Annotated in this window: 28 protein-coding genes; 13 read left to right on the plus strand and 15 right to left on the minus strand. The window is 65.2% G+C overall.

Annotation, left to right across the window (positions count from 1 at the left end):
- Positions 1–82: 82 nt before the first annotated feature.
- The 5 genes from ACZ9C1_RS12075 to ACZ9C1_RS12095 form a co-directional block, all read right to left on the minus strand.
- Positions 83–616 carry a C40 family peptidase gene (locus ACZ9C1_RS12075; protein ID WP_102683628.1) on the minus strand — a complete coding sequence of 178 codons (534 nt, stop codon included), beginning with the start codon at positions 614–616 and terminating at the stop codon, positions 83–85.
- 146 nt (positions 617–762) lie between these two features.
- The gene (locus ACZ9C1_RS12080) at positions 763–1,398 is read right to left on the minus strand and encodes a C40 family peptidase (protein WP_031314898.1); all 636 of its coding nucleotides are present in this window, start codon (positions 1,396–1,398) and stop codon (positions 763–765) included.
- 125 nt (positions 1,399–1,523) lie between these two features.
- Entirely contained in the window at positions 1,524–2,228 is a 705-nt protein-coding gene (hda, locus tag ACZ9C1_RS12085; protein ID WP_031314897.1) for a DnaA regulatory inactivator Hda, read from the minus strand.
- A 210-nt stretch (positions 2,229–2,438) separates the two neighbouring features.
- Entirely contained in the window at positions 2,439–3,512 is a 1,074-nt protein-coding gene (locus tag ACZ9C1_RS12090; protein ID WP_277505422.1) for an AI-2E family transporter, read from the minus strand.
- Positions 3,513–3,524: 12 nt separating this feature from the next.
- The gene (locus ACZ9C1_RS12095) at positions 3,525–4,580 is read right to left on the minus strand and encodes a DUF2066 domain-containing protein (protein ID WP_476254006.1); all 1,056 of its coding nucleotides are present in this window, start codon (positions 4,578–4,580) and stop codon (positions 3,525–3,527) included.
- Between the two features lie 342 nt (positions 4,581–4,922).
- On the opposite strand from ACZ9C1_RS12095, the gene purM reads away from it, so the two are divergent.
- From purM to ACZ9C1_RS12115, 4 genes are all read left to right on the plus strand, one after another.
- The gene (gene purM / locus ACZ9C1_RS12100; RefSeq protein ID WP_038706623.1) at positions 4,923–5,981 is read left to right on the plus strand and encodes a phosphoribosylformylglycinamidine cyclo-ligase; all 1,059 of its coding nucleotides are present in this window, start codon (positions 4,923–4,925) and stop codon (positions 5,979–5,981) included.
- Positions 5,981–6,634: a phosphoribosylglycinamide formyltransferase gene (gene purN / locus ACZ9C1_RS12105; RefSeq protein WP_476254007.1), complete on the plus strand. Its 654-nt coding sequence runs from the start codon at positions 5,981–5,983 to the stop codon at positions 6,632–6,634. The genes purM and purN overlap by 1 nt, the downstream gene beginning before the upstream one ends.
- 8 nt (positions 6,635–6,642) lie before the next feature.
- Positions 6,643–7,353, plus strand: coding sequence for a DUF3108 domain-containing protein (locus ACZ9C1_RS12110; protein WP_023630171.1), 711 nt, complete (start codon positions 6,643–6,645; stop codon positions 7,351–7,353).
- Between the two features lie 253 nt (positions 7,354–7,606).
- Positions 7,607–7,789, plus strand: coding sequence for a hypothetical protein (locus ACZ9C1_RS12115; protein ID WP_023630170.1), 183 nt, complete (start codon positions 7,607–7,609; stop codon positions 7,787–7,789).
- A gap of 46 nt (positions 7,790–7,835) precedes the next feature.
- On the opposite strand, the gene ACZ9C1_RS12120 is transcribed toward ACZ9C1_RS12115, so the two are convergent.
- The 7 genes from ACZ9C1_RS12120 to ACZ9C1_RS12150 all read right to left on the minus strand — a co-directional run bounded on the left by ACZ9C1_RS12120 (position 7,836) and on the right by ACZ9C1_RS12150 (position 16,171).
- Entirely contained in the window at positions 7,836–8,375 is a 540-nt protein-coding gene (locus tag ACZ9C1_RS12120; RefSeq protein ID WP_110701163.1) for a DUF2058 domain-containing protein, read from the minus strand.
- A gap of 26 nt (positions 8,376–8,401) precedes the next feature.
- On the minus strand, positions 8,402–9,235 hold the full coding sequence (gene mazG / locus ACZ9C1_RS12125; RefSeq protein WP_277505430.1) for a nucleoside triphosphate pyrophosphohydrolase: 834 nt from the start codon (positions 9,233–9,235) through the stop codon (positions 8,402–8,404).
- 123 nt (positions 9,236–9,358) lie between these two features.
- Positions 9,359–11,599, minus strand: a complete 2,241-nt coding sequence (relA, locus tag ACZ9C1_RS12130; RefSeq protein WP_046854530.1) for a GTP diphosphokinase — start codon at positions 11,597–11,599, stop codon at positions 9,359–9,361.
- A 99-nt stretch (positions 11,600–11,698) separates the two neighbouring features.
- A complete protein-coding gene (rlmD, locus tag ACZ9C1_RS12135) occupies positions 11,699–13,057 on the minus strand; it encodes a 23S rRNA (uracil(1939)-C(5))-methyltransferase RlmD (RefSeq protein ID WP_476254008.1) in 1,359 nt (452 codons plus the stop codon).
- On the minus strand, positions 13,057–13,956 hold the full coding sequence (cysM, locus tag ACZ9C1_RS12140; RefSeq protein ID WP_046854528.1) for a cysteine synthase CysM: 900 nt from the start codon (positions 13,954–13,956) through the stop codon (positions 13,057–13,059). Before cysM ends, rlmD begins: the two co-directional genes overlap by 1 nt.
- A gap of 94 nt (positions 13,957–14,050) precedes the next feature.
- Entirely contained in the window at positions 14,051–15,451 is a 1,401-nt protein-coding gene (locus ACZ9C1_RS12145; protein WP_476254009.1) for a HAMP domain-containing sensor histidine kinase, read from the minus strand.
- A gap of 3 nt (positions 15,452–15,454) precedes the next feature.
- Positions 15,455–16,171 carry a response regulator transcription factor gene (locus ACZ9C1_RS12150; protein WP_476254010.1) on the minus strand — a complete coding sequence of 239 codons (717 nt, stop codon included), beginning with the start codon at positions 16,169–16,171 and terminating at the stop codon, positions 15,455–15,457.
- 197 nt (positions 16,172–16,368) lie between these two features.
- Between ACZ9C1_RS12150 and ACZ9C1_RS12155 the strand changes: the two genes are divergently transcribed.
- The 4 genes from ACZ9C1_RS12155 (at position 16,369) to ACZ9C1_RS12170 (ending at position 21,270) form a co-directional block, all read left to right on the plus strand.
- Positions 16,369–19,125 (plus strand): response regulator, encoded by a 2,757-nt coding sequence (locus ACZ9C1_RS12155; RefSeq protein WP_457378847.1) that lies wholly within the window; start codon positions 16,369–16,371, stop codon positions 19,123–19,125.
- A 123-nt stretch (positions 19,126–19,248) separates the two neighbouring features.
- Complete coding sequence (locus ACZ9C1_RS12160) at positions 19,249–20,244, plus strand: 2-hydroxyacid dehydrogenase (protein WP_476254011.1); 996 nt, start codon at positions 19,249–19,251, stop codon at positions 20,242–20,244.
- Between the two features lie 186 nt (positions 20,245–20,430).
- Positions 20,431–20,865 (plus strand): hypothetical protein, encoded by a 435-nt coding sequence (locus ACZ9C1_RS12165; protein WP_094011801.1) that lies wholly within the window; start codon positions 20,431–20,433, stop codon positions 20,863–20,865.
- Positions 20,866–21,270 (plus strand): META domain-containing protein, encoded by a 405-nt coding sequence (locus ACZ9C1_RS12170; protein WP_110701179.1) that lies wholly within the window; start codon positions 20,866–20,868, stop codon positions 21,268–21,270.
- Between the two features lie 60 nt (positions 21,271–21,330).
- Here ACZ9C1_RS12170 and ACZ9C1_RS12175 read toward each other — a convergent pair whose 3' ends face one another.
- Positions 21,331–21,798 carry a TlpA disulfide reductase family protein gene (locus ACZ9C1_RS12175; protein WP_277505441.1) on the minus strand — a complete coding sequence of 156 codons (468 nt, stop codon included), beginning with the start codon at positions 21,796–21,798 and terminating at the stop codon, positions 21,331–21,333.
- A gap of 86 nt (positions 21,799–21,884) precedes the next feature.
- On the opposite strand from ACZ9C1_RS12175, the gene arsC reads away from it, so the two are divergent.
- Genes arsC through ACZ9C1_RS12190 form a run of 3 tightly spaced genes read left to right on the plus strand, consistent with a single transcriptional unit; the run spans position 21,885 to position 23,246 of the window.
- On the plus strand, positions 21,885–22,238 hold the full coding sequence (gene arsC / locus ACZ9C1_RS12180; RefSeq protein WP_110701183.1) for an arsenate reductase (glutaredoxin): 354 nt from the start codon (positions 21,885–21,887) through the stop codon (positions 22,236–22,238).
- On the plus strand, positions 22,235–22,840 hold the full coding sequence (gene wrbA / locus ACZ9C1_RS12185; RefSeq protein ID WP_046854520.1) for an NAD(P)H:quinone oxidoreductase: 606 nt from the start codon (positions 22,235–22,237) through the stop codon (positions 22,838–22,840). The genes arsC and wrbA overlap by 4 nt, the downstream gene beginning before the upstream one ends.
- Complete coding sequence (locus ACZ9C1_RS12190) at positions 22,833–23,246, plus strand: DUF2069 domain-containing protein (RefSeq protein ID WP_031315197.1); 414 nt, start codon at positions 22,833–22,835, stop codon at positions 23,244–23,246. Before wrbA ends, ACZ9C1_RS12190 begins: the two co-directional genes overlap by 8 nt.
- A 33-nt stretch (positions 23,247–23,279) precedes the next feature.
- Here the strand turns inward: ACZ9C1_RS12190 and ACZ9C1_RS12195 are convergent, their stop codons facing one another.
- Positions 23,280–23,951, minus strand: coding sequence for a DNA-3-methyladenine glycosylase I (locus ACZ9C1_RS12195; RefSeq protein ID WP_023630776.1), 672 nt, complete (start codon positions 23,949–23,951; stop codon positions 23,280–23,282).
- 4 nt (positions 23,952–23,955) lie between these two features.
- On the minus strand, positions 23,956–24,780 hold the full coding sequence (gene ttcA / locus ACZ9C1_RS12200) for a tRNA 2-thiocytidine(32) synthetase TtcA (protein ID WP_023630777.1): 825 nt from the start codon (positions 24,778–24,780) through the stop codon (positions 23,956–23,958).
- A gap of 263 nt (positions 24,781–25,043) precedes the next feature.
- On the opposite strand from ttcA, the gene ACZ9C1_RS12205 reads away from it, so the two are divergent.
- Positions 25,044–25,643, plus strand: coding sequence for a Yip1 family protein (locus ACZ9C1_RS12205; RefSeq protein WP_023630778.1), 600 nt, complete (start codon positions 25,044–25,046; stop codon positions 25,641–25,643).
- Positions 25,644–25,783: 140 nt separating this feature from the next.
- Positions 25,784–26,278 carry a SprT family zinc-dependent metalloprotease gene (locus ACZ9C1_RS12210; protein WP_046854519.1) on the plus strand — a complete coding sequence of 165 codons (495 nt, stop codon included), beginning with the start codon at positions 25,784–25,786 and terminating at the stop codon, positions 26,276–26,278.
- Positions 26,279–26,319: the final 41 nt, after the last annotated feature.

Here is a 26,319-nt window from a genome sequence, read left to right on the forward strand (position 1 = left end):
TCATTGGAATCGAACATGGTCATCGACACCGCGAAAAGCGTGCGTTAGATAGGTCTAGCCTGGCCCGGCGGCGGCCATGGCGTCAGGGATTTTGCGCCAGATGCCCCGGCGGCAGTACTCGCTTGGCCTGGAGGTAGGCCTTGGCCCAGTAGCTGTTCGACAAGTAGTCGAGGCGCACGGTGCCACCGGTGGACGGTGCATGCACGAAGCGCCCCTCACCCACATAGATCCCGGCATGACTGACCTGCGAGCCGCCACTGGTGGCGAAGAACACCAGGTCGCCGGACTGCAGCGCATCGAGGTCCACGTTCGGCGCACGCATGACGATCATGTCGCGGGTGGTGCGCGGCAGGCTGATGCCAGCGGCGTCACGGTACACGTAGCCAATCAGGCCGCTGCAATCAAAGCCCGAGTCCGGGGTATTGCCACCCCAGCGATAGGGCGTGCCCACCAGGCCGATGGCGCGGAACAGCACATCGTCCGCCGCAGGCGACGAGGGCGATGGGTTGAACACCATTGGGGCCTTGGCCATCGGTGCCGGAGCGGGTGCACGGCTGGAGCAGGCCGCGAGCAGGGCCACGAGGGAGAAGAATGCGAAGCGCGCCAACATCGCCATGATGTAAACGTCCTGTCGGAGAGCCCCGGCCATGGCCGAAGGTAAAAAGAGTTGAGAAATTTAGATTAGACGCTTTCTGTAAATGCGCACGGCGGCGAGCTTTTCAGCTACGCCGCCGTGGCAGGGTACAGCATTTTGATATCAATTCAATTGCGCGAGATCGTGGTCGGCGCCATGGCGAGCGCGCGTTTGGCCTCGATGAAGGTCTTGCTCCAGTAGCGATCGCCCAGGCTGTCGATGCGCACACCACCGCTGCGGCGGCTGCTGGAATGGATGAACTGGTTGTCACCCAGGTAGATGCCGGCGTGGCTGACGCGACCACGACCGTTGGTGCTGAAGAACAGCAGGTCGCCGGGCTTGAGCTTGTTGCGCGCGACCTTCGGTGCGTCGACGTTGATCATCTCGCGGGTCGAGCGCGGCAGGTTCATGCCGGCCTCTTCGCGGAACAGGTAGCCGATGAAACCGCTGCAGTCGAAGCCGGACTTCTCGGAGGTGCCACCGAAGCGGTAGCGGGTACCGATCAGCGCCATGCCGCGTTCGAGAATGCTGTCGGCCAGCACGGGCAACTGGTACGGCTTGCTGTTGCTGGAAAATGCCTCGAGGTCATCTTCGCTGGCCAGCTCTTCCTCGGTGAATACGGAAGAAGCTGAAGCCTTGGCCTTGACCGATTGCTCGGTGGCCATGCGTTGATCCTGCGAAGGCGCGACCGGGCCGGTGGAGGCACAGCCGTAAAGAAGGGTGACAAGTGCAAGTGGCACGAGGGGTGCGAAGCGCTTCAGCATGGGCACGACCGTGTCTGTAGTCCTTTAGAAGGGGGAAACTATGCCTTCTATCGGACCCATTTGCAAATTTTATCGAAAAACATGTGACTTTTCCGTTTCGACGCTCTGGCACCGTGTTTTCAGCGCTACCAGCCGAGGGTTTCCTTGAGGAAGGGAATGGTCAGCTTGCGCTGGGCCTGCAAGGAAGCCTGGTCGAGACGTTCGAGCAGGTCGAACAGCGCGCTCATGCTGCGCGTGCCACGGGTGAGGATGAAGTGGCCGACTTCGTCGGTCAGGTGCAGGCCGCGACGCGAAGCGCGCAATTGCAGGGCGCGCAGCTTGTCCTCGTCGGACATCCCGCGCATCTGGAAGATCAGCGCCAGGGTCAGCCGCGACTTGAGGTCGGCCAGCTTGATCGGCAGCTCCCGCGGAGAGCTGGAGGCTGCCAGCAGCAGGCGCCGGCCACTGTCGCGCAGGCGGTTGAACAGGTGGAACATGGCCTCTTCCCAGTCGGCCTTGCCCGCGATCACGTGCAGGTCATCAATGCATACCAGCTCGTATTGCTCGAGATGGTCGAGCAGTTCGACGCCACGCTCGAGCAATTGCGCCAGGGGCAGGTACACGGCGGGCTCGCCCAGTTGCTGGAAGCGGTGGGTGGCGGCCTGCAACAGGTGGGTTCGGCCCACGCCCTGCTTGCCCCACAGGTAGATGAGGCTTTCGGTCCAGCCGGCGTCGGCTTCGCAGAGCCGCTCGACATAGCCCAGTGCCGCGGCATTGGCGCCGGGGTAGTAGTTGATGAAGGTGGCGTCGTCGCGCAGACGCACACCCAGGGGCAACTGGATCGGTTTCATGCTCGCGGGCGGTCGCGGGGACCACAGGGGGCCTTTGATGAACAGTGTGCAAAGTCTATACCCGCAACGCGGACGGCACAATCCGGCAGGGGAATAGCACAAGTAAAATCAAGCAGTTGCGTTTAATGTAAGCACATCGCGAGGCAAGCCCGCTCCCACCCCCGGGTGTTCAAGACTCCAGGCATGGGAGCGGGCTTGCCCCGCGATCACTCACAGATCCGGGTCTATTTCCCCGGCGTACATGTCCGATTCCTTGTACAGGTCATGGACATGGCGCAGCAACACCATGATCACCGCCGCCACCGGCAGTGCCAGCAGCACCCCGGTAAAGCCGAACAGCTCACCGCCAGCCAGGATCGCGAAGATCACCGCCACCGGATGCAGGCCGATGCGGTCGCCCACCAGCAGCGGCGTCAGCACCATGCCCTCCAGCGCCTGCCCGACCATGAACACCGCGACGATACCGAGCATGGGGTAGAGGTCGCCGCCGAACTGGAACAACCCGGCGACCAGCGCCGCGCCGATGCCGATGATGAAGCCCATGTATGGCACGATCGCCGCGAGCCCCGCCAGCATGCCGATCAGCAGGCCCAGCTCCAGGCCCACCAGCATCAGCCCCGAGGAATAGATGACGCCCAACGCCAGCATCACCAGCAGTTGCCCGCGCACGAACGCCCCCAGCACCTCGTGACACTCGCCGGCCAGCCCCACCACCTGCGGCTCGCGCTGGCGCGGCAGCAGGCTGCGCAGCTTGGCCATCATCAGGTCCCAGTCACGCAGCAGGTAGAAGCCCACCACCGGGATCAGCACCAGGTTGGCCAGCCAGCCGATCAGCGCCAGGCTCGAGGCGGTGGCCTGGGACAGCAGCACGCCGACGATGTCGGTGGTCTGGCCCATGTGCTCGCCGATCGCGGCCTTGATCTTGTCGAACTTCCAGAAGCCGTCGGCCAAGCCCAGGCGGCTCTGCACCCAAGGCAGCGCCACGTGCTGCAGCCAGTCGAGCATCTGCGGCGCCAGCTCGTACAGGCGCAGCAACTGCTTGGCCAGCATCGGCACCAGCACCAGCAACAAGGCCAGGAAGATCAGGGTGAACAGGCTGAACACCACCACCACGCCCCAGGTGCGCGACAGCCCGAGCCGCTCCAGGCGATCGACCAGCGGGTCGGCCAGGTAGGCCAGCAGAATGCCCACCAGGAACGGTGAGAGGATGTTGTGCAGGAAGTACAGCAGCACGGCGATCACCAAGGCCGCGCCCACCCAGACCCAACGACGCATGTCAGTCATTTGCGCCACTCCTTACCAGCGAAAGCGCAAGCCGTCGAACGGCGTTGCGGCAGTGGTGGGCGGCGTTGTGCCGGTATCGCCCTGCGCGCTCGGCGCAGGCGTGGCGGCTGCAGGCTCGGCAGGCAGCTCCTGCAGCTTGGCCAGGCCCAGCTGGGCGCGCAATTGCTCGCGATTGCCGCTGACCCGGTAGGTCAAGGTGCCGCCCTCTGCCATCTGCAAGCGGGCGCCATAAGGCTCCAGTACCCGGCTCAGTTCGGCGTAACGCTGCAGGTTCATCCCCTGCACCTGTACCTGCAGGTCGCTGCTGGCGCCTGGCCGCGTGACATAACGCGGCGCCAGGCGGTTGCTCACCGCCAGCAGCACCGCATCGGCCAGGGCCGCCTGATCGCTGCCCTCGGCATTGCCCTGTTCACGCTGGTCGCCCAGCCACAACTGCCACTTGCCCTGCCACTTGCCGTCGGCCTCATGGGCGTGCACCGCCAGCAAGGCATCGGCGCCATAGCGCTCGGACGCCTCGCGCAGCGGCGCGGGGTCGTTACCCTCGAGCAGCTTGGCATTGGCCACCAGTTGCTCCTGCAGATCGGCCAATGGCAGGCGCAGGGGCAGGCCGCGATGCTGGGCTGCACGGCGCAATGGCTCAGCGGCGCCCTGGCCATCGCCGACCAGGCTGCTGCCCTCGACACTGTCGTTCAGCCACCAGCCCAGGACCGACGGCCGGTTGCTGCCCCACAATGCCAGCCCGGCCTGGCGCAGGGCGCGCTCGGTGCTGCCAGGGTCGAACTCGACCAGCACCGACTCCGGTGGGCCTGCCTCGGTGCCGACCTGGTTGATGATCTGTTGCGGGTCCTTGCGCAGCGCGGCCAGCGCCGGATTCTGCGCGGCCTTGGGGTCGCCGGTCAGGCGCAGCACCAGGGTATCGAGCGCCTTGCCGGTCGCCTGGGCGCGGGCCTCGCTGCCCTGCCCTTCGACGGGCTCGCGAACCTGATACAGGCCCGAGACGGTTTCGGCCTGCGCGAGGGTGCCGGCCACAGTGAGGCAGGCGCCAGCAAGGAAATTGAGAAGACGCATTGAGGATTCCTGTCCAGATGACCTTGGGGCGACGCGCCCTTGCCTGTGGGCTGAGACCGCGCCACGCCGGAAAATGCTCCGCCGTGCCGCGCCTTTGCGCACGTCGCCATGCCTATACCTTATACAGGCGCCGACGCGGCAACCAGTCGCACAGGGTGAAACAGCGTTTTTTGCCCAGATTTCCCGCCTGCCCGTCGGCCTGAGGATGGCCGCCTTGGGGCAACCCTGATAAAATCGCGCGCCTTCGCAGACCAGTGACGTACAGGCAGCCACCGTTTCTGAAAGTGGCCTTGGCCGTCCCGGTCGTTTTTCTGAATCCCTCCCTCCTAAAGGCCTGGATCAATGAGCAAGCAACCCTCCCTGAGCTACAAAGACGCCGGTGTAGACATCGACGCCGGCGAAGCACTGGTCGAACGCATCAAGGGCGTCGCCAAGCGCACCGCACGCCCTGAAGTCATGGGTGGCCTGGGCGGCTTCGGCGCCCTCTGCGAGATCCCGGCCGGCTACAAGCAGCCGGTGCTGGTCTCCGGCACCGACGGCGTCGGCACCAAGCTGCGCCTGGCGCTGAACCTGAACAAGCACGACAGCATCGGCCAGGACCTGGTCGCCATGTGCGTCAACGACCTGGTGGTGTGCGGCGCCGAGCCGCTGTTCTTCCTCGACTACTACGCCACCGGCAAGCTCAACGTCGACGTGGCCGCCACCGTGGTCACCGGCATCGGCGCCGGTTGCGAACTGGCCGGCTGCTCGCTGGTCGGTGGTGAAACCGCCGAGATGCCAGGCATGTACGAAGGTGAAGACTACGACCTGGCCGGTTTCTGCGTCGGCGTGGTGGAAAAGGCCGAGATCATCGACGGCTCGAAAGTGGTCACCGGTGACGCCCTGATCGCCCTGCCGTCCTCCGGCCCACACTCCAACGGCTACTCGCTGATCCGCAAGATCCTCGAAGTGTCCGGCACCGACATCGACAACACCCAGCTCGACGGCAAGCCGCTGGCCGACCTGCTGATGGCGCCGACCCGCATCTACGTCAAGCCCCTGCTGCAGCTGATCAAACAGACCGGCGCGGTCAAGGCCATGGCTCACATCACCGGCGGCGGCCTGCTGGACAACATCCCGCGCGTGCTGCCAAAAGGCGCCCAGGCCGTGGTCGACGTGGCCAGCTGGCAGCGCCCGGTGGTGTTCGACTTCCTGCAGGAAAAAGGCAACGTCGACGAACATGAAATGCACCGCGTGCTGAACTGCGGCGTGGGCATGGTCATCTGCGTCGCCCAGGACCAGGTCGACAACGCCCTGAACGTGCTGCGCGCCGCCGGCGAGCAGCCGTGGGTCATCGGCCAGATCGCCGAGGCCGCCGAAGGCGCCGCCCAGGTCGAGCTCAAGAACCTCAAGGCACACTGATGCCGGGCAAGACCTGCAACGTCGTGGTACTGCTGTCGGGCTCCGGCAGCAACCTGCAAGCGCTGATCGACAGCAACAGCGCCAGTGACAGCCCAGTACGCATCCGCGCGGTGATTTCCAACCGCGCCGATGCCTACGGCCTGGAACGCGCCAACGCAGCCGGTATCGACACCGCGGTGCTCGCGCACAGCGGCTTCGACGGTCGCGAAGCCTTCGATGCGGCGCTGATGGCGCTGATCGACGGCTTCGCACCCGACCTGGTGGTGCTGGCTGGCTTCATGCGCATCTTGAGTGGCGGCTTCGTGCGCCACTATCAAGGCCGCCTGCTCAACATCCATCCGTCACTGTTGCCCAAGTATAAAGGGCTGCACACCCACCAGCGTGCGCTGGAGGCTGGCGATGCCGAGCACGGCTGCAGCGTGCACTTCGTCACCGAGGAACTCGATGGCGGGCCTCTGGTCGTACAGGCTGTGGTGCCGGTTGCAGCGGATGACAGCGCGCAGACGCTTGCCCAGCGCGTGCACCTGCAGGAACACCAGATCTACCCGCTGGCGGTGCGCTGGTTCGCCGAAGGACGCTTGCGTCTGGGCGAGCACGGTGCATTACTGGATGGCCAGCCGCTGGCGGCCAGCGGTCACTTGATTCGATCCTAGGAGAATTTATGCGTCGCGCCCTGCTCTTGGCTCTCGCCGTGCTCGCCCTGCCCCTCCAGGCAGCTGATCTGAAGCCTTTCGCAGCCAGCTACACGGCTGACTGGAAGCAGCTGCCCATGAGCGGCACTGCCGAGCGCAGCCTGGTGAAGAACGCCAACGGTACTTGGGACCTTAATTTCAAGGCCTCCATGATGATCGCCAGCCTGACCGAGCAAAGCACCCTCAAGCTCGACAATGACACCTTGCTGCCGCAGAAGTACCACTTCGAACGCGGCGGCCTGGGCAAGGCGAAGAAAGTCGACCTCACCTTCGACTGGACCGGCAAGAAGGTGACTGGCAGCGACCGTGGCGACGCGATCAGCCTGCCGCTCAACCGTGGCGTGCTGGACAAGTCGTCCTATCAACTGGCACTGCAGCATGACGTGGCCGCCGGCAAGAAAAGCATGACCTACCAGGTGGTCGACGGTGATGAGATCGACACCTACGACTTCCGCGTGCTGGGCACCGAGAAAGTGGCCACCAAGACTGGTCAGGTCGACGCGGTCAAGGTCGAGCGCGTGCGCGACCCTAGCCAGAGCAAGCGCATCACCGAGCTGTGGTTCGCCAAGGACTGGGACTACCTGCTGGTGCAACTGCGCCAGGTCGAGACCGATGGCAAGGAATACGTGATCGTGCTGCAGGATGGCACGGTGGACGGCAAGGCGGTCAAAGGCAACTGATGACGCTGCCTGCAATACCCGAAGCCCCGTCTTGTGCGGGGCTTCTTTTTTGGTGAATGCCTGTATCGCCCAATCGCGGGGCAAGCCCGCTCCCACGTATTTGTGCTCGATTCGTGGGAGCGGGCTTGCCCCGCGATTGGCCCATTCATGAAACTTGTTTCATCGCTGTTTTATTTACTTAGCCTGCTAACAAACTCTATAAAGAGGGTGTGCGACACGCTGTCGCAGCCAACTGAAGCAGTGGAGTTTAACGATGACAGTCCAAGTAACCGAACGCGACGAATCGAAAATGTCCCACGAAGGCCTGGCCGCTGGTGTGCGGATCTGGGATGTGCATCAACAGGGCCAACTGGTCGGCATGTTCCATGATGAGCACCAAGCCCAGCAGTACCGCATGGAGCTGGAATACCTAGAGAACCAGCGACCGTCGCAATAACACCCCCTTCAAACGAAAAACCCCGCCTAGGCGGGGTTTTTCATGCTTACCACATCAGATCGTCAGGGATCTTGTAGGCTGCGTACGGGTCGTCCTCGTCCGCCTCCTCGACATGGGTGTTGAGCAGCAGGATGCGATTGGGGTCGCGCTCCTGGATCTTCACCGCCGCCTCGCGTGGAATCACTTCGTAGCCACCGCCATGAGCGACGACGGCCAGCGCGCCGTTGCTCAGCTTGCTGCGCATCAGGGCGTTGACGGCGATGCGCTTGACCTTCTTGTCATCGACGAAGTTGTAGTAGTCCTCGGTATTCAGCTTGGGCAGGCGGGTCGCCTCGATCAATTGCTTGATCTGCGCGGCACGGGCCTTCTGCTCGGCTTTTTCCTGGACCTGGCGGTTCAGCTCCTGGTCTTTTCGGGCTTTCTCGGCCAGGGCTTCCTTGGCCAGGCGCTGCTGGCTGTCGTCCACCTCGGCCTGGCCCTTGTGCTCCAGGCGTTTCTGTTTTTTCTCGGCCTTGTTGGTCTGAGAAACCTGTTTCTGGTTGACCAGACCGGCTTTGAGCAATTGGTCGCGAAGGGAAAGGCTCATGGAAGTTCACTCACTTATGCATCAGCTCAGCCGCAGCTGGGCAGGTTCTTTTCCTGACGCTTGGCCTCGCCCCACAGGGCGTCCAGCTCGTCGAGGGTACGATCTTGGATGTTCAGGCCCTGCTCGCGCAATGCCTGTTCGATGAATCGGAAGCGCCGCTCGAATTTGCGGTTGGCGCGGCGCAGGGCGTTTTCCGGGTCGTGGCGCAGGTGGCGGGCCAGGTTGACGGTGGCGAACAGCAGGTCGCCCAGCTCATCTTCCAGCGCATCGCTGTCGCCATCGGCCATGGCCTGCAACACTTCGTCGAGCTCCTCGCGCACCTTGTCCAGCACCGGCAGCGCGTCCGGCCAGTCGAAGCCGACCGTGGCGGCGCGCTTCTGCAGCTTGGCCGCCCGTGACAGCGCAGGCAAGGCCGCCGGCACATCGTCGAGCAGCGAGAGCTGTTCAGGCTCGCTCCTCTCGGCGCGCTCCTCGGCCTTGATCTCTTCCCAGCGCGACTTGACCTGGGCCTCGTCCAGCTTGGGGGTGTCCAGCGGCGCATAGAGCTCGCCGGTGGGGAATACATGGGGGTGGCGGCGGATCAGCTTGCGGGTGATCGCATCGACCACGCCGTCGAACTCGAAACGCCCTTCTTCCCGTGCCAGCTGGCTGTAGTAGACCACCTGGAACAGCAGGTCGCCCAGCTCGCCCTGCAGGTGCTCGAAGTCGCCGCGCTCGATGGTGTCGGCCACTTCATAGGCCTCTTCGATCGTGTGCGGGACGATGCTGGCGTAGTCCTGCTTGAGGTCCCAGGGGCAACCGTATTGCGGGTCGCGCAGGCGGGCCATCAGGTGCAGCAGGTCGTCGAGGGTGTAGGTCATGGATATCTTTTCCTCAGCGAGGGCCTTGCCCTCGATCGCCGGCAAGCCGGCTCCCACAGGGTTATGCCGTACCTGTGGGAGCTGGCTTGCCAGCGATGGGCCGCACAGCGGCCCCGTTCTGTCTCAAGGGGTACGGTTACGCCGCGTCTCGATGATGTTGGGCAACTGCGAGATCCTGCCAAGCAGGCGCCCGAGGGCGTCCAGCCCAGGGATCTCGATGGTCAGCGACATCAAGGCGGTGTTGTCTTCCTTGTTCGAGCGGGTGTTGACCGCCAGCACGTTGATCTTCTCATTGAGCAGCACCTGCGAAACGTCGCGCAGCAAACCCGGGCGGTCGTAGGCACGGATGATGATGTCGACCGGGTAGGTCTGCACCGGGATCGGCCCCCAGCTGACCTGGATCATGCGCTCCGGCTCCTTGCCCGCCAACTGCAGCACCGAAGCGCAGTCCTGGCGGTGAATGCTCACGCCACGACCCTGGGTGATGTAGCCGACGATGGCATCGCCCGGCAGCGGCTGGCAGCAGCCGGCCATCTGCGTGAGCAGGTTGCCGACGCCCTGGATCTGGATGTCGTTGCGCTTGCCCGAACGGATGCCCCGCGCCTGGCGCGGGATCAGCTCGACCGGCTCCAGGCGCTCGGGTTCGAGCAACTGCTGGGCGGCGTTGACCATATGCGCCAGGCGCAGGTCGCCGGCACCGAGGGCGGCGAACATGTCCTCGGCGGTCTTGACGTTGGCCTTCTCGGCCAGGCGCTCGAAGTCCACCTGCGGCAGGCCCAGACGCGACAGCTCGCGCTCGAGCAGGGTCTTGCCGGCGGCGACGTTCTGGTCGCGGGCCTGCAGCTTGAACCAATGGACGATCTTGGCCCGGGCCCGCGAGGTGGTCACGTAGCCCAGGTTGGAGTTCAGCCAGTCGCGGCTCGGGCTGCCGTGCTTGCTGGTGATGATCTCCACCTGCTCGCCAGTCTGCAGGCTGTAGTTCAGCGGTACGATGCGCCCGTTGATCTTGGCGCCACGGCAGTTGTGGCCGATCTCGGTGTGCACCCGGTAGGCGAAGTCCAGCGGCGTGGAACCCTTGGGCAGGTCGATGGCGTGACCGTCGGGGGTGAACACGTAGACGCGGTCCGGCTCGATATCGACGCGCAGCTGTTCGGCCAGGCCGCCGATATCGCCCAGTTCCTCGTGCCACTCCAGCACCTGGCGCAACCAGGAGATCTTCTCTTCGTAGTGGTTCGAGCTGGGCTTGACGTCGGTACCCTTGTAGCGCCAGTGGGCGCAGACGCCCAGCTCGGCTTCCTCGTGCATGCCATGGGTGCGGATCTGCACCTCGAGCACCTTGCCCTCGGGGCCGATCACCGCGGTGTGCAGGGAGCGATAGCCGTTTTCCTTGGGGTTGGCGATGTAATCGTCGAACTCTTTCGGAATGTGCCGCCACAGGGTGTGGACGATGCCCAGCGCGGTGTAGCAGTCGCGCACTTCCGGCACCAGCACGCGTACCGCACGCACGTCGTAGATCTGGCTGAACTCCAGGCCCTTGCGCTGCATCTTGCGCCAGATCGAATAGATGTGTTTCGCCCGGCCACTGATATCGGCGTTGACACCGGTGGCCAGCAGCTCGTTCTGCAACTGGTTCATCACATCGCTGATGAAACGCTCGCGGTCCAGCCGGCGCTCGTGCAGCAACTTGGCGATCTGCTTGTACTGGTCGGGCTCGAGGTAGCGGAACGACAGGTCCTCGAGTTCCCACTTGATATGGCCGATACCCAGACGGTGCGCCAGCGGCGCATAGATGTCGAACACCTCGCGGGCCACGCGCAGGCGTTTCTCGTCATCGGCGGACTTCACCGCCCGGATGGCGCAGGTGCGTTCGGCCAGCTTGATCAGCGCCACGCGCACGTCGTCGACCATCGCCACGAGCATCTTGCGCAGGTTCTCGACCTGCGCCTGGGAGCCGAGCACCAGCGACTGGCGCGGGCTGAGGCTGGCACTGATGGCCGCCATGCGCAGCACGCCGTCGATCAGCTTGGACACCACCGGCCCGAAGCGCTGGCCGACCTCGGCCAAGGTCACCTTGCCTTCGCGCACCGAACGGTAGATGACCGCCGCCACCAGGGAATCCTGGTCGAGCTTGAGGTCGGCGAGGATTTCGGCGATCTCGAGCCCCGCCTGGAAACTGGACGTGCCATCGGCCCAGGAATGCTTGGCCGGATTGCCTTTCTTCTCGACCTCATGGGCAAACTCGCAGGCCTCTTTCAACCCCGGGCGATCGAGTTGCGAATCGACGCTCACCACATGATCGAGCCATGCTTCGAGATTGATACTGCCGTCGTTGTTGACCGGCTGGTGCACTCTCACCTGTACCATCTTTGCTTTACCTTTCCATACAGCGCACCACGCGGGTGCACTGGCTATCACCTGTGCGCCCCTCACTCCCTGAAGGCCGCACCAAGAGGGCCAGCCCGGCTAGCCCACTTCGAATAACGCCATGGCCTCGACATGCGCCGTCTGAGGAAACATGTCGAGAATCCCGGCCCTTTTTAACCGGTACCCCTGCCCGACCAGCACTTGCGCGTCACGCGCCAGCGTGGCCGGATTGCACGATACGTAGACCAGCCGTTTCGCACCCAGCCGGGCGATGCCCTGCACCACCTCGAAAGCCCCGTCGCGCGGTGGATCCAAGAGTACCGCAGAAAAGCCCTCGACAGCCCATCCGGCGCCCGCCAAAGGCTGCGATAAATCGGTCTGAAAAAACCGTGCGTTATGCACATTGTTGGCGTGGGCGTTGGCCTCGGCACGGCTGACCATCGCCTGCACGCCTTCCACCGCCACCACCTCGCGCGCCTGACGCGCCAGGGGCAAGGCAAAGTTGCCCAGGCCGCAGAACAGGTCCAGCACCCGCTCATGCGCCTCGGGCGCCAGCCAGGCCAAAGCCTGCTGGATCATCAAGGTATTGACCTGGGCATTGACCTGGACGAAGTCGCCCGGTCGCCAGGCCAGCTCCAAGCCCCAGGGCTCCAGGGCAAAGCCCAGTTGCGCCGTAGCCTCCACCGGTGCCGGCTCGCCCTCGCCTTGTAGCCACAATTGGGCGCCGGCTTCGCGGCAGAATGCCTCGAGCCGCGCCAGGTCTTCCCTTGGCAATGGCGCCACATGCCGTACCAACACCGCCTCGGCGGTACCGCTGAACAGCTCCACATGCCCCAGCGCCTGCGGCTTGCTCAAGCTGCGCAACACGGTCCGCAGGTGACGCATGATCGCCTGCAAGGGCTGTACCAGCACCGCGCAGTCGTCGATGGCAACGATGTCCTGGCTGGCCTCGGCGCGGAAACCGACCTCCAGCTGACGCGCCTTGGTATCCCAGCGTACCGCTACTCGCGCCCGGCGGCGGTAGCCGAATTCCGGTCCGCACAAGGGAACAGCCCACTCTTCGGGCTGCACGCCGGCCACCCGCTGCAACTGCTCGGCGAGCAGGCGCTGCTTGAGCGCCAGCTGGCCGTCATGGGGCAGGTGCTGGAGGTTGCAGCCACCACAGCGGGCGTAATGCCGGCAAGGCGCTTCACGGCGCTCGGGGCTGGCCTGGAACACCCGCTCCAGGCGCGCCTCGACCACCTTGCCGCGCGCGGCAAGTACCCGCGCCTCGACGTCCTCGCCGCCCAGCGCGCCGCTGACGAACCAGGTGCGCCCCTCGCTGAAGGCGATGCCGCGGCCGTCACCGGCCACGCGCTCGATCAGCAGGCGCTGCTTCTTGCCCACCGGCACTTGTGCGGCACGGTTGCCGCCGGCCGGCTGGAAGCGCAGGCCGGTGTTGCTTTTCTTTCTGGACATCAGGTCGGATCGAACAGGCCGGTGGAAAGGTAACGGTCGCCGCGGTCGCAGATGATGGCGACCATCACCGCATTCTCGACTTCACGGGACAGGCGCAGCATCGCCGCAACCGCCCCGCCGGAGGATACGCCACAGAAAATGCCCTCTTCGCGGGCCAGGCGACGGGTGGTTTCCTCGGCCTCCTGCTGGGACATGTCGACCACGCGGTCGACCCGGGTGGCGTCGAAGATCTTCGGCAGGTACTCGTGGGGCCAACGGCGAATGCCCGGAATGGCCGAGCCTTCCATCGGCTGCAGGCCAATGATCTGCACCGCCGGGTTCTGCTCCTTGAGGTACTGCGAACAACCCATGATGGTGCCGGTCGTGCCCATGGAGCTGACGAAGTGGGTGATCGTGCCCTGGGTCTGCTGCCAGATCTCCGGGCCCGTGCTGTTGTAGTGCGCGATCGGGTTGTCGCCGTTGGCGAACTGGTCAAGCACCAGCCCACGGCCTTCGGCCTGCAGTTTTTCCGCGAGATCGCGAGCCCCTTCCATGCCCTCTTCCTTGGTCACCAGGATCAGCTCCGCGCCATAGGCGGTCATGGCCGCCTTGCGTTCGGCGGTGGAGTTGTCCGGCATGATCAGGATCATCTTGTAGCCCTTGATCGCCGCTGCCATGGCCAGGGCGATGCCGGTATTGCCGGAGGTGGCTTCGATGAGGGTGTCGCCAGGCTTGATCTGGCCACGCAGTTCGGCACGGGTGATCATCGACAACGCCGGGCGGTCCTTGACCGAACCTGCCGGGTTGTTGCCTTCGAGCTTGAGCAGCAAGGTATTGCTGGTGTTCCCGGCGATGCGCTGCAGGCGAACCAGCGGCGTATGGCCGACGCAGTCGGCGATGGTTGGGTACTGCAGGGTCATGGGCGTTTTCGCAATCCGGACGGCAGGGGCGCCTATCATACCGGCAAACCCGGCGCGGCCATATCACGCAATTGTCGGTGGTTATAGCGGCTAGCTATAAGGAGTTGCTTCCTGGCAGCGGGCTTGCCCGCGCCGGACCAACCGATGGCCCCGCTTCATGGGCAGGCAGGCGCATGCACAGGCGCAGGCCACGCTCGCCATTGACCGCCCACACCAGCCCACCCTGGCGGCGGATCGCATTGCGGGCAATGCTCAAGCCCAAGCCGAAGCCACCGTCCCCGGGCCGTGCCCCGTCCAACCTGGAAAACGGCGCGAAGATCCGCTCGAGGTCTTCCTCGGCCACGCCACCGCCGTCGTCCTCCAGGTCGATACGCCAATACCCGCCTTCACGCCAGCCGCCCAGACGCACCACCCCCGCCTCGGGCGAGTGCCGGATGGCGTTGCGCAGCATGTTCTCCAGCGCCTGGGCAAGGTCGTTGAGGCTGCCCCGCACCCAGCAGTCCGCCGGCAACGCACAGCGCAACCGCCCAGGTGCCCAGCCGCTTTCGTAACAGGCATTTTCGCTGAGCAGGTCCCACAGCGCCGGCACCTGGATCGGCTCCAGGTTCAGCGGGGCGCGCTCGGCGTCCTGCCAGGCCAGCTGCAAGGTGTCTTCGACCAGCTGCTGCATGCCGTCCACCTCGCGGTGCAGGCGTTCGCGCAGGCGCTGCAGGTCGGTCTCGCCGTCGCAGGCCACGCGCAGGCGGCTGAGCGGCGTGCGCAGCTCGTGGGACAGATCGCGCAGCAACTGCTGCTGCAAGGCCACGGTGCCCTGCAGGCGCTCGGCCATCTGGTCGAAGGCCCTGGCCAGTTCGCCCAGCTCGTCCTTGCGCCGGGTGGTGCGCGAATCCAGGCGCGCCGCCAGCTGGTCGGCGCGCCAGGCGTTGGCCTGTTCCCGCAATTGATTGAGCGGCACGATCAGCATGCGGTACAGGCCGACGCACAACAGCAGGGTAAACAACCCGGGAATGATGCCGTTGGTAACGATGCGCCAGAACAACCGGTACTGGCCCGGGTTGAAGCGCTCCGGCAGCTCGATCACCAGCATGCCCTGCTCAGGCGCGCCGGGGAACGGCAGGCGCAACCAGGGCTGGCCGATACTGCGCCGGCTCATCGGCCAGTCGACGCCGCGCAGGCGGGTCAGGCGCTGGGCCTGCCCGGCGGTCAGGTCGGCGCTGCCCAACGGCTGCAGGTCGCCATCAAGCACTCCCACCCAGCCTTGCTCGCGCCCACGCATCCCGGCCAGCCAGGCGTCGACACCGTCAGCGCCGCCGCTGCGCCAGGCCTGTTCCGCCTCGGCCGCGTAACCCCGCAGCACTTGACGCGCAGGTTCGGAAAGGAAGGCGTCCTGGGTCTCCATATGGCGACCCCAGCTGTAGCTGAGGCCGATCATCAGCAGGCAGAAGCCCACCAGCAGGACGGTCAGTTTCCAGAATAGCGAATGGCGATCGAGCACGGTTCAGTCGGCCTCGCCCACGCCGAACACATAGCCCTTGCCCCAGACGGTGCGGACTTGCCGCTCGTGATAGCCGATGGCCTTGAGCTTGCGGCGGATCTGGCTGACATGCATGTCCAGGCTGCGGTCATGCCGCGAATAGCCACGCTGCAGCACCTGCTGGTAAAGGAACGGCTTGCTCAGCACCTCATCCTGGCTACGATGCAGGGTGTCGAGCAGGCGGTACTCACTAGGGGTCAGGCCGGCCCAGGCGCCAGCGAGGCAGACATCGGCCGCCTGCTCATCGAAGCGCAACTGCCCCGCCGCCGCCTCGCGTGGCACCAGCGCACGCCGCTCGAAGGCCACCCGGCGCAGGATCGCCTCGATGCGCACCCGCAGCTCGGCGAAACTGAAAGGCTTCGGCAGGTAGTCGTCCGCTCCCCGCTCGAAACCGCTGATACGGTCGGCCTCGGCCCCCAGCGCGGACATCAGGATGACAGGCGTGGCGCTGCGTCGGCGCAGGCTGGCCAGGGCATCCAGGCCATTGAGGCCAGGCAGCAGGATGTCCAGCAGGACCAGGTCGAAGACTTGCCGTCCCGCCGCCTCGAGCCCCTCCAGGCCACTGCGGCACCAGGTCACTCGGAAACCACCGCGGCGCAGCTCTTCGTGCAGGTAGGCACCCAGCACGGGGTCGTCCTCGATGGCCAGGATATTGGTGGCGCGAATAGCTTCAGGATGCATTGGCAACTGCCATCGATTCTCAGTTGCGTGATTATTGGGCAAGCGCTCCTGGCAAGGCAACCATTGCCCGACTGACGCACCATCGAGGGACCAGCCTCACTTGGCAAACAAAAAGCCTTACAAATGCCCCCGGTGCGGAGTAACGTTCCCGCTGATGCGCGAACAGCGCTTTTAAAGGCACATGACAGGAGACAGGTGTGCTCGACCGTTTGGGAATCCGCAGCCGCGTCCTGCTGCTGGCCTTGCTCCCCGCCAGCCTGATGGCCCTGGTGCTGGGCAGTTACTTCACCTGGTTGCAACAGAGCGACCTGCGCACGCAGCTGCTGCAACGCGGCAAGATGATCGCCGAGCAGTTGGCGCCCCTGGCGGCGCCGGCCCTGGCTCGCCAGTCCCCGGCGCAACTGGAGCGCATCGCGGCCCAGGCCCTGGAGCAGGTCGACGTGCGCGCCGTGGCGTTCCTCGCCGCCGACCGCACGCGCCTGGCCCACGCCGGCCCCAGCATGCTCAACCAGCCGCCCAGCGGCGGTACCGGCACGCAACTGCTGCAGCGCACCGGCAATGATGCCACCCGCTACCTGATGCCGGTGTTCGGCCATCACCGCGACCTGGCCACCGACGCCGTGCCCGCCGAGGCCGAGCGCCTGCTCGGTTGGGTAGAAATCGAGCTGTCCCACGACGGCACCCTGCTGCGCGGCTACCGCAACCTGTTCACCAGCCTGCTGCTGATCCTCGCCTGCCTGAGCCTGACCGCGCTGCTCGCCCTGCGCATGAGCCGCACCATCAACGACCCGATCAACCGCATCAAGCACGCGGTCAACCAGCTCAAGGACGGCCACCTCGACGAACGCCTGCCGGCCATGGGCAGCCACGAGCTCGACGAACTGGGTGCCGGCATCAACCGCATGGCCGAGACCCTGCACAGCGCCCACGAAGAGCTGCAGCACAGCATCGACCAGGCCACCGAGGACGTGCGCCAGAACCTGGAAACCATCGAGATCCAGAACATCGAGCTGGACATGGCGCGCAAGGAGGCCCTGGAGGCCAGCCGCATCAAGTCCGAGTTCCTCGCCAACATGAGCCATGAGATCCGCACCCCGCTCAACGGCATCCTCGGCTTCACCCACCTGTTGCAGAAGAGCGAGCTGAGCCCGCGCCAGCTCGACTACCTCGGCACCATCGAGAAATCCGCCGACAACCTGCTGGGGATCATCAACGAGATCCTCGACTTCTCCAAGATCGAGGCCGGCAAGCTGGTGCTCGACAGCATCCCGCTCAACCTGCGCGACCTGATCCAGGACACCCTGACCATCCTTGCCCCGGCCGCCCACGCCAAACAGCTGGAGCTGCTCAGCCTGGTCTACCGCGACACCCCGTTGTCGCTGGTAGGCGACCCGTTGCGGCTCAAGCAGATCCTCACCAACCTGGTGAGCAATGCCATCAAGTTCACCCGCGAAGGCACCATCGTCGTGCGCGCCATGCTCGAGGACGAGCAGGAAGACAGCGTGCAACTGCGCATCAGCGTCCAGGACACCGGCATCGGCCTGTCGCCGCAGGATGTGCGCACCCTGTTCCAGGCCTTCAGCCAGGCCGACAACTCGCTGTCGCGCCAGCCCGGCGGTACCGGCCTGGGCCTGGTGATCTCCAAGCGCCTGATCGAACAGATGGGGGGCGAAATCGGCGTCGACAGCACGCCGGGCGAAGGCTCGCAGTTCTGGATCAGCCTCAACCTGCCCAAGGCCCACGACGACACCGAGGAGCAACCCGCCCAGGCCCTGGTCGGCCGTAGCGTGGCCATCGTCGACGGGCACGACCTGGCCCGCCAGGCGTTGGAGCACCAACTGGAGGACTGCGGCCTGGCGGTCAGCGTGTTCGCCTCCTGCGACCAGCTGCTGCACGGCGTGCAGGCGGCAAGCCAGGCCGGGCAGCCGTTCGAGTTCGCCGTGCTCGGGGTCAACCTCGGCAGCCTGGCGCCGGAACAATTGGGGCAGTACCACCAACAGCTCGAGCGCCTGGGTTGCCAGTGCGTGGTGCTGTGCCCCACCACCGAGCAACCGCTCTACCATCCTTACCTGCCCAACGCCCACGGCCAATTGCTGGCCAAGCCCACCTGCACGCGCAAGTTGCGCCGCCTGCTGCTGGAACTGGTACAACCCCGCCGCCCAGTATGCGAGCAGCGCAGCAACGGCGGCCAGCGCATGCCCAAGCTCCTCTGCGTCGACGACAACCCGGCCAACCTGCTGCTGGTGCAGACCCTGCTCGAAGGGATGGGCGCCGAGGTACTGGCGGTGAACAGTGGCTATGCCGCGGTGCAGGCCGTGCAGGACGAGCCCTTCGACCTGGTGCTGATGGATGTGCAGATGCCCGGCATGGATGGCCGTGCCTGCACCGAACAGATCCGCCAGTGGGAAGCCAGCCAGAGCGGCCCGCCCCTACCCATCGTGGCCCTCACCGCCCACGCCATGGCCAACGAAAAGCGCGCCCTGCTGCACAGCGGCATGGACGACTACCTGACCAAGCCGATCAGCGAGCGCCAGTTGGCCCAGGTGGTGATGAAATGGACCGGCCTGAGCCTGGGATCACCGCCGCAGGAACGCCCCAGTGAGCGCCTGCCCGACAGCAGCGAGCTGAAGGTGCTCGACCCGGAGGAAGGCCTGCGTCTGGCTGCCGGCAAGCCGGACCTGGCGGCGGATATGCTGGCCATGCTCCTGGCATCGCTGGATTCTGACCGCGAGGCGATCCAGGCCGCTCGCGACGCGGCCGATCGCAATGCCATGATCGAACGGGTACACCGACTCAACGGCGCCTCGCGTTATTGCGGCGTACCGCAGTTGCGGGCGGCCTGTCAGCGCAGCGAGACCTTGCTCAAGCAGGACAGCCCCCAGGCGTTGCAGGCCCTGGATGAACTGGACCAGGCCATCAGCCGACTGGCCGAGCAGGCGCGCGAAAGCGCCTGAATAGGCTTTGCATGAGTCGTGAGAGCGGCGGTACATCTTGCCCCGCGACAGGGCCGTCACAGATCAATACCCGATCTCTCTGACGGCCTAGACTGTTGCCGATTCACAGAAGGAAGCCCCCCCATGCGCGCCCTGTTGTTCAGCAGCCAGCACTACGACCAGGAAAGCTTCGCTCGCGCCGCCAGCGCGGGCGCCCTGGAGCTGCACTACCAGCCCGCCCGCCTGACCCTGGACACCGCAGCCCTCGCCCAGGGCTTCGAGGTGGTCTGCGCCTTCATCAACGATGAACTCGACGCCCAGGTCCTGCAGCGCCTGGCCGCCGGCGGCACACGCCTGATCGCCCTGCGCTCGGCCGGCTACAACCACGTCGACCTGGCTGCCGCGCAGAGTCTCGGGGTCAGCGTGGTGCGCGTCCCGGCTTATTCACCGCACGCCGTCGCCGAACATGCCGTGGCCCTGATCCTGGCCCTCAACCGCCGCCTGCACCGGGCCTACAACCGCACCCGCGAAGGCGATTTCACCCTGCACGGGCTGACCGGCTTCGACCTGCACGGCAAGACCGTCGGCGTGGTCGGCACCGGCCAGATCGGCGCGGCCTTCGCCCGCATCATGGCCGGCTTCGGCTGCCAGCTGCTGGCCTACGACCCCTACCCCAACCCTGAGCTGGTCGCCCTCGGCGCCCGCTACCTGGAACTGCCCGAGCTGCTGCGCCAGGCACGCATCATCAGCCTGCACTGCCCGCTCACCGAGCACACCCGCCACCTGATCAACGCCCAGAGCCTGGCCCAACTGCAGCCCGGCGCCATGCTGATCAACACCGGCCGCGGCGCCCTGGTCGACACCCCGGCACTGATCGATGCGCTCAAGAGCGGCCAGCTTGGCTACCTGGGGCTGGATGTCTATGAAGAGGAAGCGCAGCTGTTCTTCGAGGACCGCTCCGACTTGCCGCTGCAGGACGACGTGCTGGCACGGCTGCTGACCTTCCCCAACGTGATCGTCACCGCGCACCAGGCGTTCCTTACCCGCGAGGCCCTGGATGCCATCGCGGCCACCACCCTGGACAACATCTCCCGCTGGGCGGCAGGCAATCCGCAGAATCTTGTAAACGGTGGATGCTAGTGTGGTGCTTTGCAAATACGCCCCATAAGTCGCGCGTGATTTTTGTGCTCAAGCAAGGCGTCGCGACGAGTCGTAGCCCGGCTACGGCGAGGAGCGACAACGCAGCATGAGCGCAAAAAGCGCCGCGAATTAGGGTCGTTATTTGTGAAGCACCACACTAAGATACGCGGCATTTCTGGAGGACCCATGGTCGAACACGATTTCCGCTACACCCTTTTCAACCCGCAACACACCCTGATCGAGTGCCGCGCGCTGGTGCCGGGCCGCTACCAGGTCACCGGCAACGGCGGCTCGATCCAGAAAGGCGACGCACTGCTGGTTTCGCTCAAAGGCAGCAAAACCCTGTCCATGCGCCTGACCGTGGACAGCGTGCGCCACCTGATCAACCCCACCGGGCAGTGGGTGGCCGTGGCCCAAGGGCCAGTATTCAACGAACTGGAAATCCACGAGTGGCAGGTCAAGTGCGACGGCTGCGACGCGGTGCTGGACTTCGAGTTCGCCGCCGAAGCCAAGCTCGGCAAGAAAGGCCACGCCCCGGCAGCCACCGCCCGTGTCCAGGAGCTGGGCTGGGCCAGCCAGGGCGACAAGCACCTGTGCCCGCAGTGCCAGGAGCGCGCCTGAGTGAAACAGCTGCTGACCGGCGTGCTGATCGCCACCGGCCTGATGGGCTGCGCGTCGCAACCTTCGAAGCTGCAGCAGGAGCAAAGCTACCTGCTGGAGTGGATTGGTGAACGCCCGCTGATCGACTACAGCCACCTGACCCTGACCCTGGCCAGCGATGGCCGTGCCTATGGCAATGCCGGCTGTAACCACTGGTTCGCGCCCTACACGCTGGACGGCGAGCACTTGAGCTTCGGCAAGGTCGGCAAGACCCGCAAGCTGTGCGCGCCAGCGCTGATGGAGCAGGAGAAACGCTTCCTCCAGGCGCTGGAGACGGTGCAGCGCTGGGACGTGTCGCCAATCGAGCAGATCCGCTTCTGGCCGGCCGAGGGCAAGCCGCTGCGGTTCTGGCCTGAGGAAGGCTGAAACCATCGCGGAGCAAGCACGCTCCCACGTGGGGGCGGGCTTGCTCCGCGATGCTGGAACTCAGGCGCCGCCCTTGAGTGCCCTTATCTTCGCCTGCAGCCCTTCAAGCGTCTGCTCGCCCAGCAGTTGCTCGCGCACCTTGCCCTTGTCATCGATGATGTAGGTCACCGGCAGCGCCTCGCTGCGCGGCAGCTCATAGCGCTCGGCCGGGTCTTGCGCGAGCACGGTGAAACCGATGCCGAGGGTCTCGGCGGCGGCCTTGAGGTCGGCACCCTGCAAACCATCGAAGTTCACCCCCAGCACCCGGATACCCTGGTTTTCCCACTGCTTGGCAGCAGCATTGAGCTCGGGGATTTCGGTACGGCACGGGCCGCACCATTCGGCCCAGTAATTGAGCACCAACCAGTGCCCGTCGACCTGTTCGGCCTTCACCGTATTGCCGTGCTGGTCCACGCCGTAGTCCGCACCGCAGCCGCCGAGCAGCAGGCTCGCGGTGATGGCCAGTGCAGCTGCCAAACGCCTTGCCATGGGTCAATCCTTCTCGAAGTTTTCAAGCATTGAAGTCGGTCGCTGCGGTTAGAATAGCCGCCACACCCAGCTGGATGCGACCCGTCATGACCGATCTGACCCTCTATCATAACCCGCGCTGCTCGAAATCCCGCGGCGCCCTGGAACTGCTCGAAGCGCGCGGCCTCGCACCGACCATCGTGCGCTATCTCGAAACCCCGCCGGACGCCGCCACCCTCGAACAGCTGCTCGCCAAGCTGGGCATCGGCGCGCGCCAACTGCTGCGCACCGGCGAAGACGAATACAAGGCACTGGAGCTGGCCAACCCAGCCCTGAGCGACGCTCAGCTGATCAAGGCGATGGTCGAGCATCCCAAGCTGATCGAACGCCCGATCCTGGTCGCAGGCGACAAGGCCGTGATCGGACGCCCACCCGAGAAGGTCCTGGAGATCCTGCCGTGAGCGAACCCTACATCCTGGTGCTGTACTACAGCCGCCACGGCTCGACCAGCGAGATGGCCCGGCACATTGCCCGCGGCGTCGAGATGGCCGGCCTGGAGGCGCGCCTGCGCACGGTGCCGGCTATCTCCACCGAGTGCGAAGCCGTGGCCCCGGACATCCCGGCCAGCGGCGCGCTGTACGCCACCCTCGACGACCTGCGCCACTGCGCGGGCCTGGCCATGGGCAGCCCGACCCGCTTCGGCAACATGGCCGCGCCGCTCAAGTACTTCCTCGACGGCACCAGCAGCCTGTGGCTGGGCGGCGAGCTGGTGGGCAAGCCAGCGGCGGTGTTCACTTCCACCGCCAGCCTGCACGGCGGCCAGGAAACCACCCTGCTGTCGATGCTGCTGCCGCTGATGCACCACGGCATGCTGGTCACCGGCCTGCCCTACAGCGAGTCGGCGCTGCTCGATACCCGCGGCGGTGGCACCCCGTATGGGGCCAGCCACCATGCCGGCGCCGACGGCAAGCGCGAACTGGACCAGCACGAGATCACCCTGTGCCGCGCCCTCGGCCAACGCCTGGCCAATACGGCCAAGGCCTTGGGTGGCCAGCGTGGCTAGAAAACCCAAGGTGCTGCCGCCGCTGGAGTGGCTCGCCCCACGCGTACGGCTGACCCGCGCCCTGAGCCTGGCCTGCTTCTTCGGCCTGATCGCCCTGCTGGTGGTGAACAACCTGTGGTTCGCCAACCTGCACGGGGCGCGGGTCGAAGTGATCCTGGCCATCGAGCTGATCCCCCTGCTGCTGCTGCTGCCGGGCATGCTGATGGGTAGCGCCCGGGCGCATGCCTGGACCTGCTTCGTGGTCAATATCTACTTCATCAAGGGCGTGCTGGCCGCCTTCGACCCCGCCCGAGCGCTGTTCGGCTGGGTCGAGGTGCTGGTGAGCCTGGGGCTGTTCGTCAGCGGCTTGCTGTTCGTGCGCTGGAAGTTCCAGCAGGATCGACGCCTGGCTGGCGAAGGTGCCTGAACGTATCGGGGCCGCAACGCGGCCCCGGCGATCTCAATGGTTGACGGTATGCGCCAGCATCACCGACAACTGGCATAGTGGCCGCCCGCTTTCGGCGTGCCACTGATTGAACGCCTGCTGCACCAGCGCCAGGTCACGCAGGCTGGTCGGCGGCTTGTCGATGATCTTCTGGGCGATCAACGCGGCGGCCATGTCGTCGGTGGGGATGAAGGTGTCCTTGCCGACCATGCGCAGGAAACGCGGCGCCGACAACCCGCCCAGCTGGTTGCCATGCTTGGCCAGGTACTTCCACAGCCCGACGATATCGGTCTCGGGCCAGTCGGCGATGAACGCGCCGAAACTGCCCTTCTCCTTCGCCACGTCGAGGATCATCTGCGCATTGCGCGGCACGCTCTTGAGCTTGCCCAGGTGGCGGATGATGCGCTCGTCCTGCATCAGCCGCTCCAGGTGCTCGGCGCCCATCAGCACCACTTTCTCCGGGTCGAAGCCAAAGAACACCTGCTCGAACGCCGGCCACTTGGCATCCACCAGGCTGTGCTTGAGCCCGGCGCGGAACACGCGCAGGGCCAGGGTCGACAGGTAGCGGTCGTCGGTGATGTCACGCAGCTGCGCGGGTGTGCGCGGCTGCGGCAGGAAGGCTTCCAGCGCCTGGGCCGAACCGAAGCGGTTCAGGCAGTACTCGTGCAACCACTGGTAGTCGCGCATAAGATCAGATGTTCAGCACGTCGAGGAAGCGCGGGGTGGCGCTCTCGTCGATCTTCAGGCTGGTGAAGTCGAACAGGTTGCGGTCGGCCAGCTGCGACGGCGCGACGTTCTGCAGGGCGCGGAAGATGCTCTCGGTACGGCCCGGGTGCTTGCGTTCCCACTCCACCAGCATGTCCTTGACCACCTGGCGCTGCAGGTTTTCCTGCGAGCCGCACAAGTTGCACGGGATGATCGGGAATTCCTTCATGTCCGAGTAGGCCTGGATGTCCTTCTCGCTGCAGTAGGCCAGCGGGCGGATCACCACGTTGCGGCCGTCGTCGGCGCGCAGCTTCGGCGGCATGCCCTTGAGCGCGCCGTTGAAGAACATGTTGAGGAAGAAGGTCTCGACGATGTCGTCGCGGTGGTGCCCCAGGGCCATCTTGGTCGCGCCGATCTCGTCGGCGAAGGTGTACAAGGTGCCGCGACGCAGGCGCGAGCACAGCGAGCACGTGGTCTTGCCCTCGGGCACCAGTTCCTTGACCACCGAGTAGGTATCCTTCTCGACGATGTGGTACTCGACGCCCAGTTCCTTGAGGTAGGCCGGCAGCACGTGCTCGGGGAAGCCCGGCTGCTTCTGGTCCATGTTCACCGCGACGATCTCGAACTTGATCGGCGCCACCTTCTGCAGGTGCAACAGAACGTCGAGCATGGTGTAGCTGTCCTTGCCGCCGGACAGGCAGACCATGACCTTGTCGCCATCCTCGATCATGTTGAAGTCGGTGATGGCTTCGCCGGCGAGGCGACGCAGGCGTTTTTGCAGTTTGTTCTGGTTGACCGAGAGGGTGCCCATAGCGCTTGAATCCGCGAGGTGTGACAAAAGCCGGCTATTTTACGCACAAACCGGGCGGCGCAGTAGGTGAATCCGATAAAGACTTCAAGGGAATCAACACCGGTCCTGACAGCGCGATTTGCTCTAAAAAGCCGGTTTTCTGTGGGGAACGGCTTCCTATACTGCGACATAAGGCCACATTGGCGCAGCACCTGGTGTCCTGGCCTCGGGCCATAGGCGCTCCATCCGGGGGGCGTTTGGCAACGACGATAGGAGTGACCCGTATGATTCATCACGTTGTTGGGCTGTTCACCCACCCCGACCAGGAGTGGCGGGAGATTCGTGGCGAGGACGAAAGCATCAGCCACATGTACCTGACACACACGCTGATCCTGGCGGCGATTCCCGCCGTGTCGGCGTTCATCGGCACCACCCAGGTCGGCTGGGTGATCGGCGAGCGGCCAGCCGTGATGCTGACCATGGAAAGCGCGTTGTGGATGAGCATCATGTCCTATCTAGCGATGCTCGCCGGGGTCGCGGTGATGGGCGCCTTCATCCACTGGATGGCGCGCACCTACGACGCCAACCCAAGCATGGCGCAGTGCATCGCCTTTGCCACCTACACCGCCACCCCGCTGTTCATCGGCGGCCTCGCGGCACTGTACCCGCACCTGTGGCTGGGCATGCTGATCGGCACGGCGGCGATCTGCTACACCGTGTACCTGCTGTATGTCGGCTTGCCGACCTTCATGAACATACCGTCGGATGAAGGCTTCCTGTTCTCAAGCTCCGTGCTGGCGGTGGGCCTCGTGGTTCTGGTGGCGATCATGGCCGCAACCGTGATCATCTGGGGACTGGGCGTGGGGCCCGTCTACACCAACTAAACGCATACCAACCAGATCCAACCAACACTGGGGCATCACCGAGGCCGCCGCAAGGCGGCCTCGCTTCGTGTGCCTGACCGACGGCTCGGCAGCCGCCCATTGCCTGCGGCATAATGCCCGGTCAGGAGAACTACCCCGCCATGCCCGAGCTGCTCAGACAACGCGTCGAAACCTGTTACCAGCAAGCCGAAACCTTCTTCAAACGCCCCTTCCCGCGCCCGCAGGTCAGCTTCAAGCTGCGCGGACAGAAGGCCGGCGTCGCCCACCTGCACGAAAACCTGCTGCGCTTCAACCTGCAGCTGTACCGCGAGAACGCCGAAGACTTCCTGCGCCAGACCGTGGCCCACGAAGTCGCCCACCTGATCGCCCACCAGCTATTCGGCGAGCGCATCCAGGCCCATGGCGAGGAATGGCAGTTGATCATGCGCGGGGTGTACGAGCTGCCGCCGAACCGCTGCCACAACTACGAGGTGCAGCGGCGCGTGGCGACACGCTACATCTACCGTTGTCCGTGCCCGGAGAGCGATTTCCCGTTCACCGCCCAGCGCCACAAGCTGGTGCGCCAGGGGCGGCGCTACCTGTGCCGGCGCTGCCGGGAGATCCTGGTGTATAGCGGCGAGACCCGGGTCGAATAATCGTCAACGCATGAAAAAGGCGACCCGAGGGTCGCCTTTTG

The sequence above is a fragment of the Pseudomonas sp. TE21435 genome, from assembly GCF_056279265.1.

Coding starts and splice junctions, on each gene's coding strand:
- ACZ9C1_RS12075 (WP_102683628.1), bottom strand. CDS start 616: ATGGCGATGTTGGCGCGCTTCGCATTCTTCTCCCTCGTGGCCCTGCTC.
- ACZ9C1_RS12080 (WP_031314898.1), bottom strand. CDS start 1,398: ATGCTGAAGCGCTTCGCACCCCTCGTGCCACTTGCACTTGTCACCCTT.
- hda (WP_031314897.1), bottom strand. CDS start 2,228: ATGAAACCGATCCAGTTGCCCCTGGGTGTGCGTCTGCGCGACGACGCC.
- ACZ9C1_RS12090 (WP_277505422.1), bottom strand. CDS start 3,512: ATGACTGACATGCGTCGTTGGGTCTGGGTGGGCGCGGCCTTGGTGATC.
- ACZ9C1_RS12095 (WP_476254006.1), bottom strand. CDS start 4,580: ATGCGTCTTCTCAATTTCCTTGCTGGCGCCTGCCTCACTGTGGCCGGC.
- purM (WP_038706623.1), top strand. CDS start 4,923: ATGAGCAAGCAACCCTCCCTGAGCTACAAAGACGCCGGTGTAGACATC.
- purN (WP_476254007.1), top strand. CDS start 5,981: ATGCCGGGCAAGACCTGCAACGTCGTGGTACTGCTGTCGGGCTCCGGC.
- ACZ9C1_RS12110 (WP_023630171.1), top strand. CDS start 6,643: ATGCGTCGCGCCCTGCTCTTGGCTCTCGCCGTGCTCGCCCTGCCCCTC.
- ACZ9C1_RS12115 (WP_023630170.1), top strand. CDS start 7,607: ATGACAGTCCAAGTAACCGAACGCGACGAATCGAAAATGTCCCACGAA.
- ACZ9C1_RS12120 (WP_110701163.1), bottom strand. CDS start 8,375: ATGAGCCTTTCCCTTCGCGACCAATTGCTCAAAGCCGGTCTGGTCAAC.
- mazG (WP_277505430.1), bottom strand. CDS start 9,235: ATGACCTACACCCTCGACGACCTGCTGCACCTGATGGCCCGCCTGCGC.
- relA (WP_046854530.1), bottom strand. CDS start 11,599: ATGGTACAGGTGAGAGTGCACCAGCCGGTCAACAACGACGGCAGTATC.
- rlmD (WP_476254008.1), bottom strand. CDS start 13,057: ATGTCCAGAAAGAAAAGCAACACCGGCCTGCGCTTCCAGCCGGCCGGC.
- cysM (WP_046854528.1), bottom strand. CDS start 13,956: ATGACCCTGCAGTACCCAACCATCGCCGACTGCGTCGGCCATACGCCG.
- ACZ9C1_RS12150 (WP_476254010.1), bottom strand. CDS start 16,171: ATGCATCCTGAAGCTATTCGCGCCACCAATATCCTGGCCATCGAGGAC.
- ACZ9C1_RS12160 (WP_476254011.1), top strand. CDS start 19,249: ATGCGCGCCCTGTTGTTCAGCAGCCAGCACTACGACCAGGAAAGCTTC.
- ACZ9C1_RS12165 (WP_094011801.1), top strand. CDS start 20,431: ATGGTCGAACACGATTTCCGCTACACCCTTTTCAACCCGCAACACACC.
- ACZ9C1_RS12175 (WP_277505441.1), bottom strand. CDS start 21,798: ATGGCAAGGCGTTTGGCAGCTGCACTGGCCATCACCGCGAGCCTGCTG.
- arsC (WP_110701183.1), top strand. CDS start 21,885: ATGACCGATCTGACCCTCTATCATAACCCGCGCTGCTCGAAATCCCGC.
- ACZ9C1_RS12195 (WP_023630776.1), bottom strand. CDS start 23,951: ATGCGCGACTACCAGTGGTTGCACGAGTACTGCCTGAACCGCTTCGGT.
- ttcA (WP_023630777.1), bottom strand. CDS start 24,780: ATGGGCACCCTCTCGGTCAACCAGAACAAACTGCAAAAACGCCTGCGT.
- ACZ9C1_RS12205 (WP_023630778.1), top strand. CDS start 25,044: ATGATTCATCACGTTGTTGGGCTGTTCACCCACCCCGACCAGGAGTGG.
- ACZ9C1_RS12210 (WP_046854519.1), top strand. CDS start 25,784: ATGCCCGAGCTGCTCAGACAACGCGTCGAAACCTGTTACCAGCAAGCC.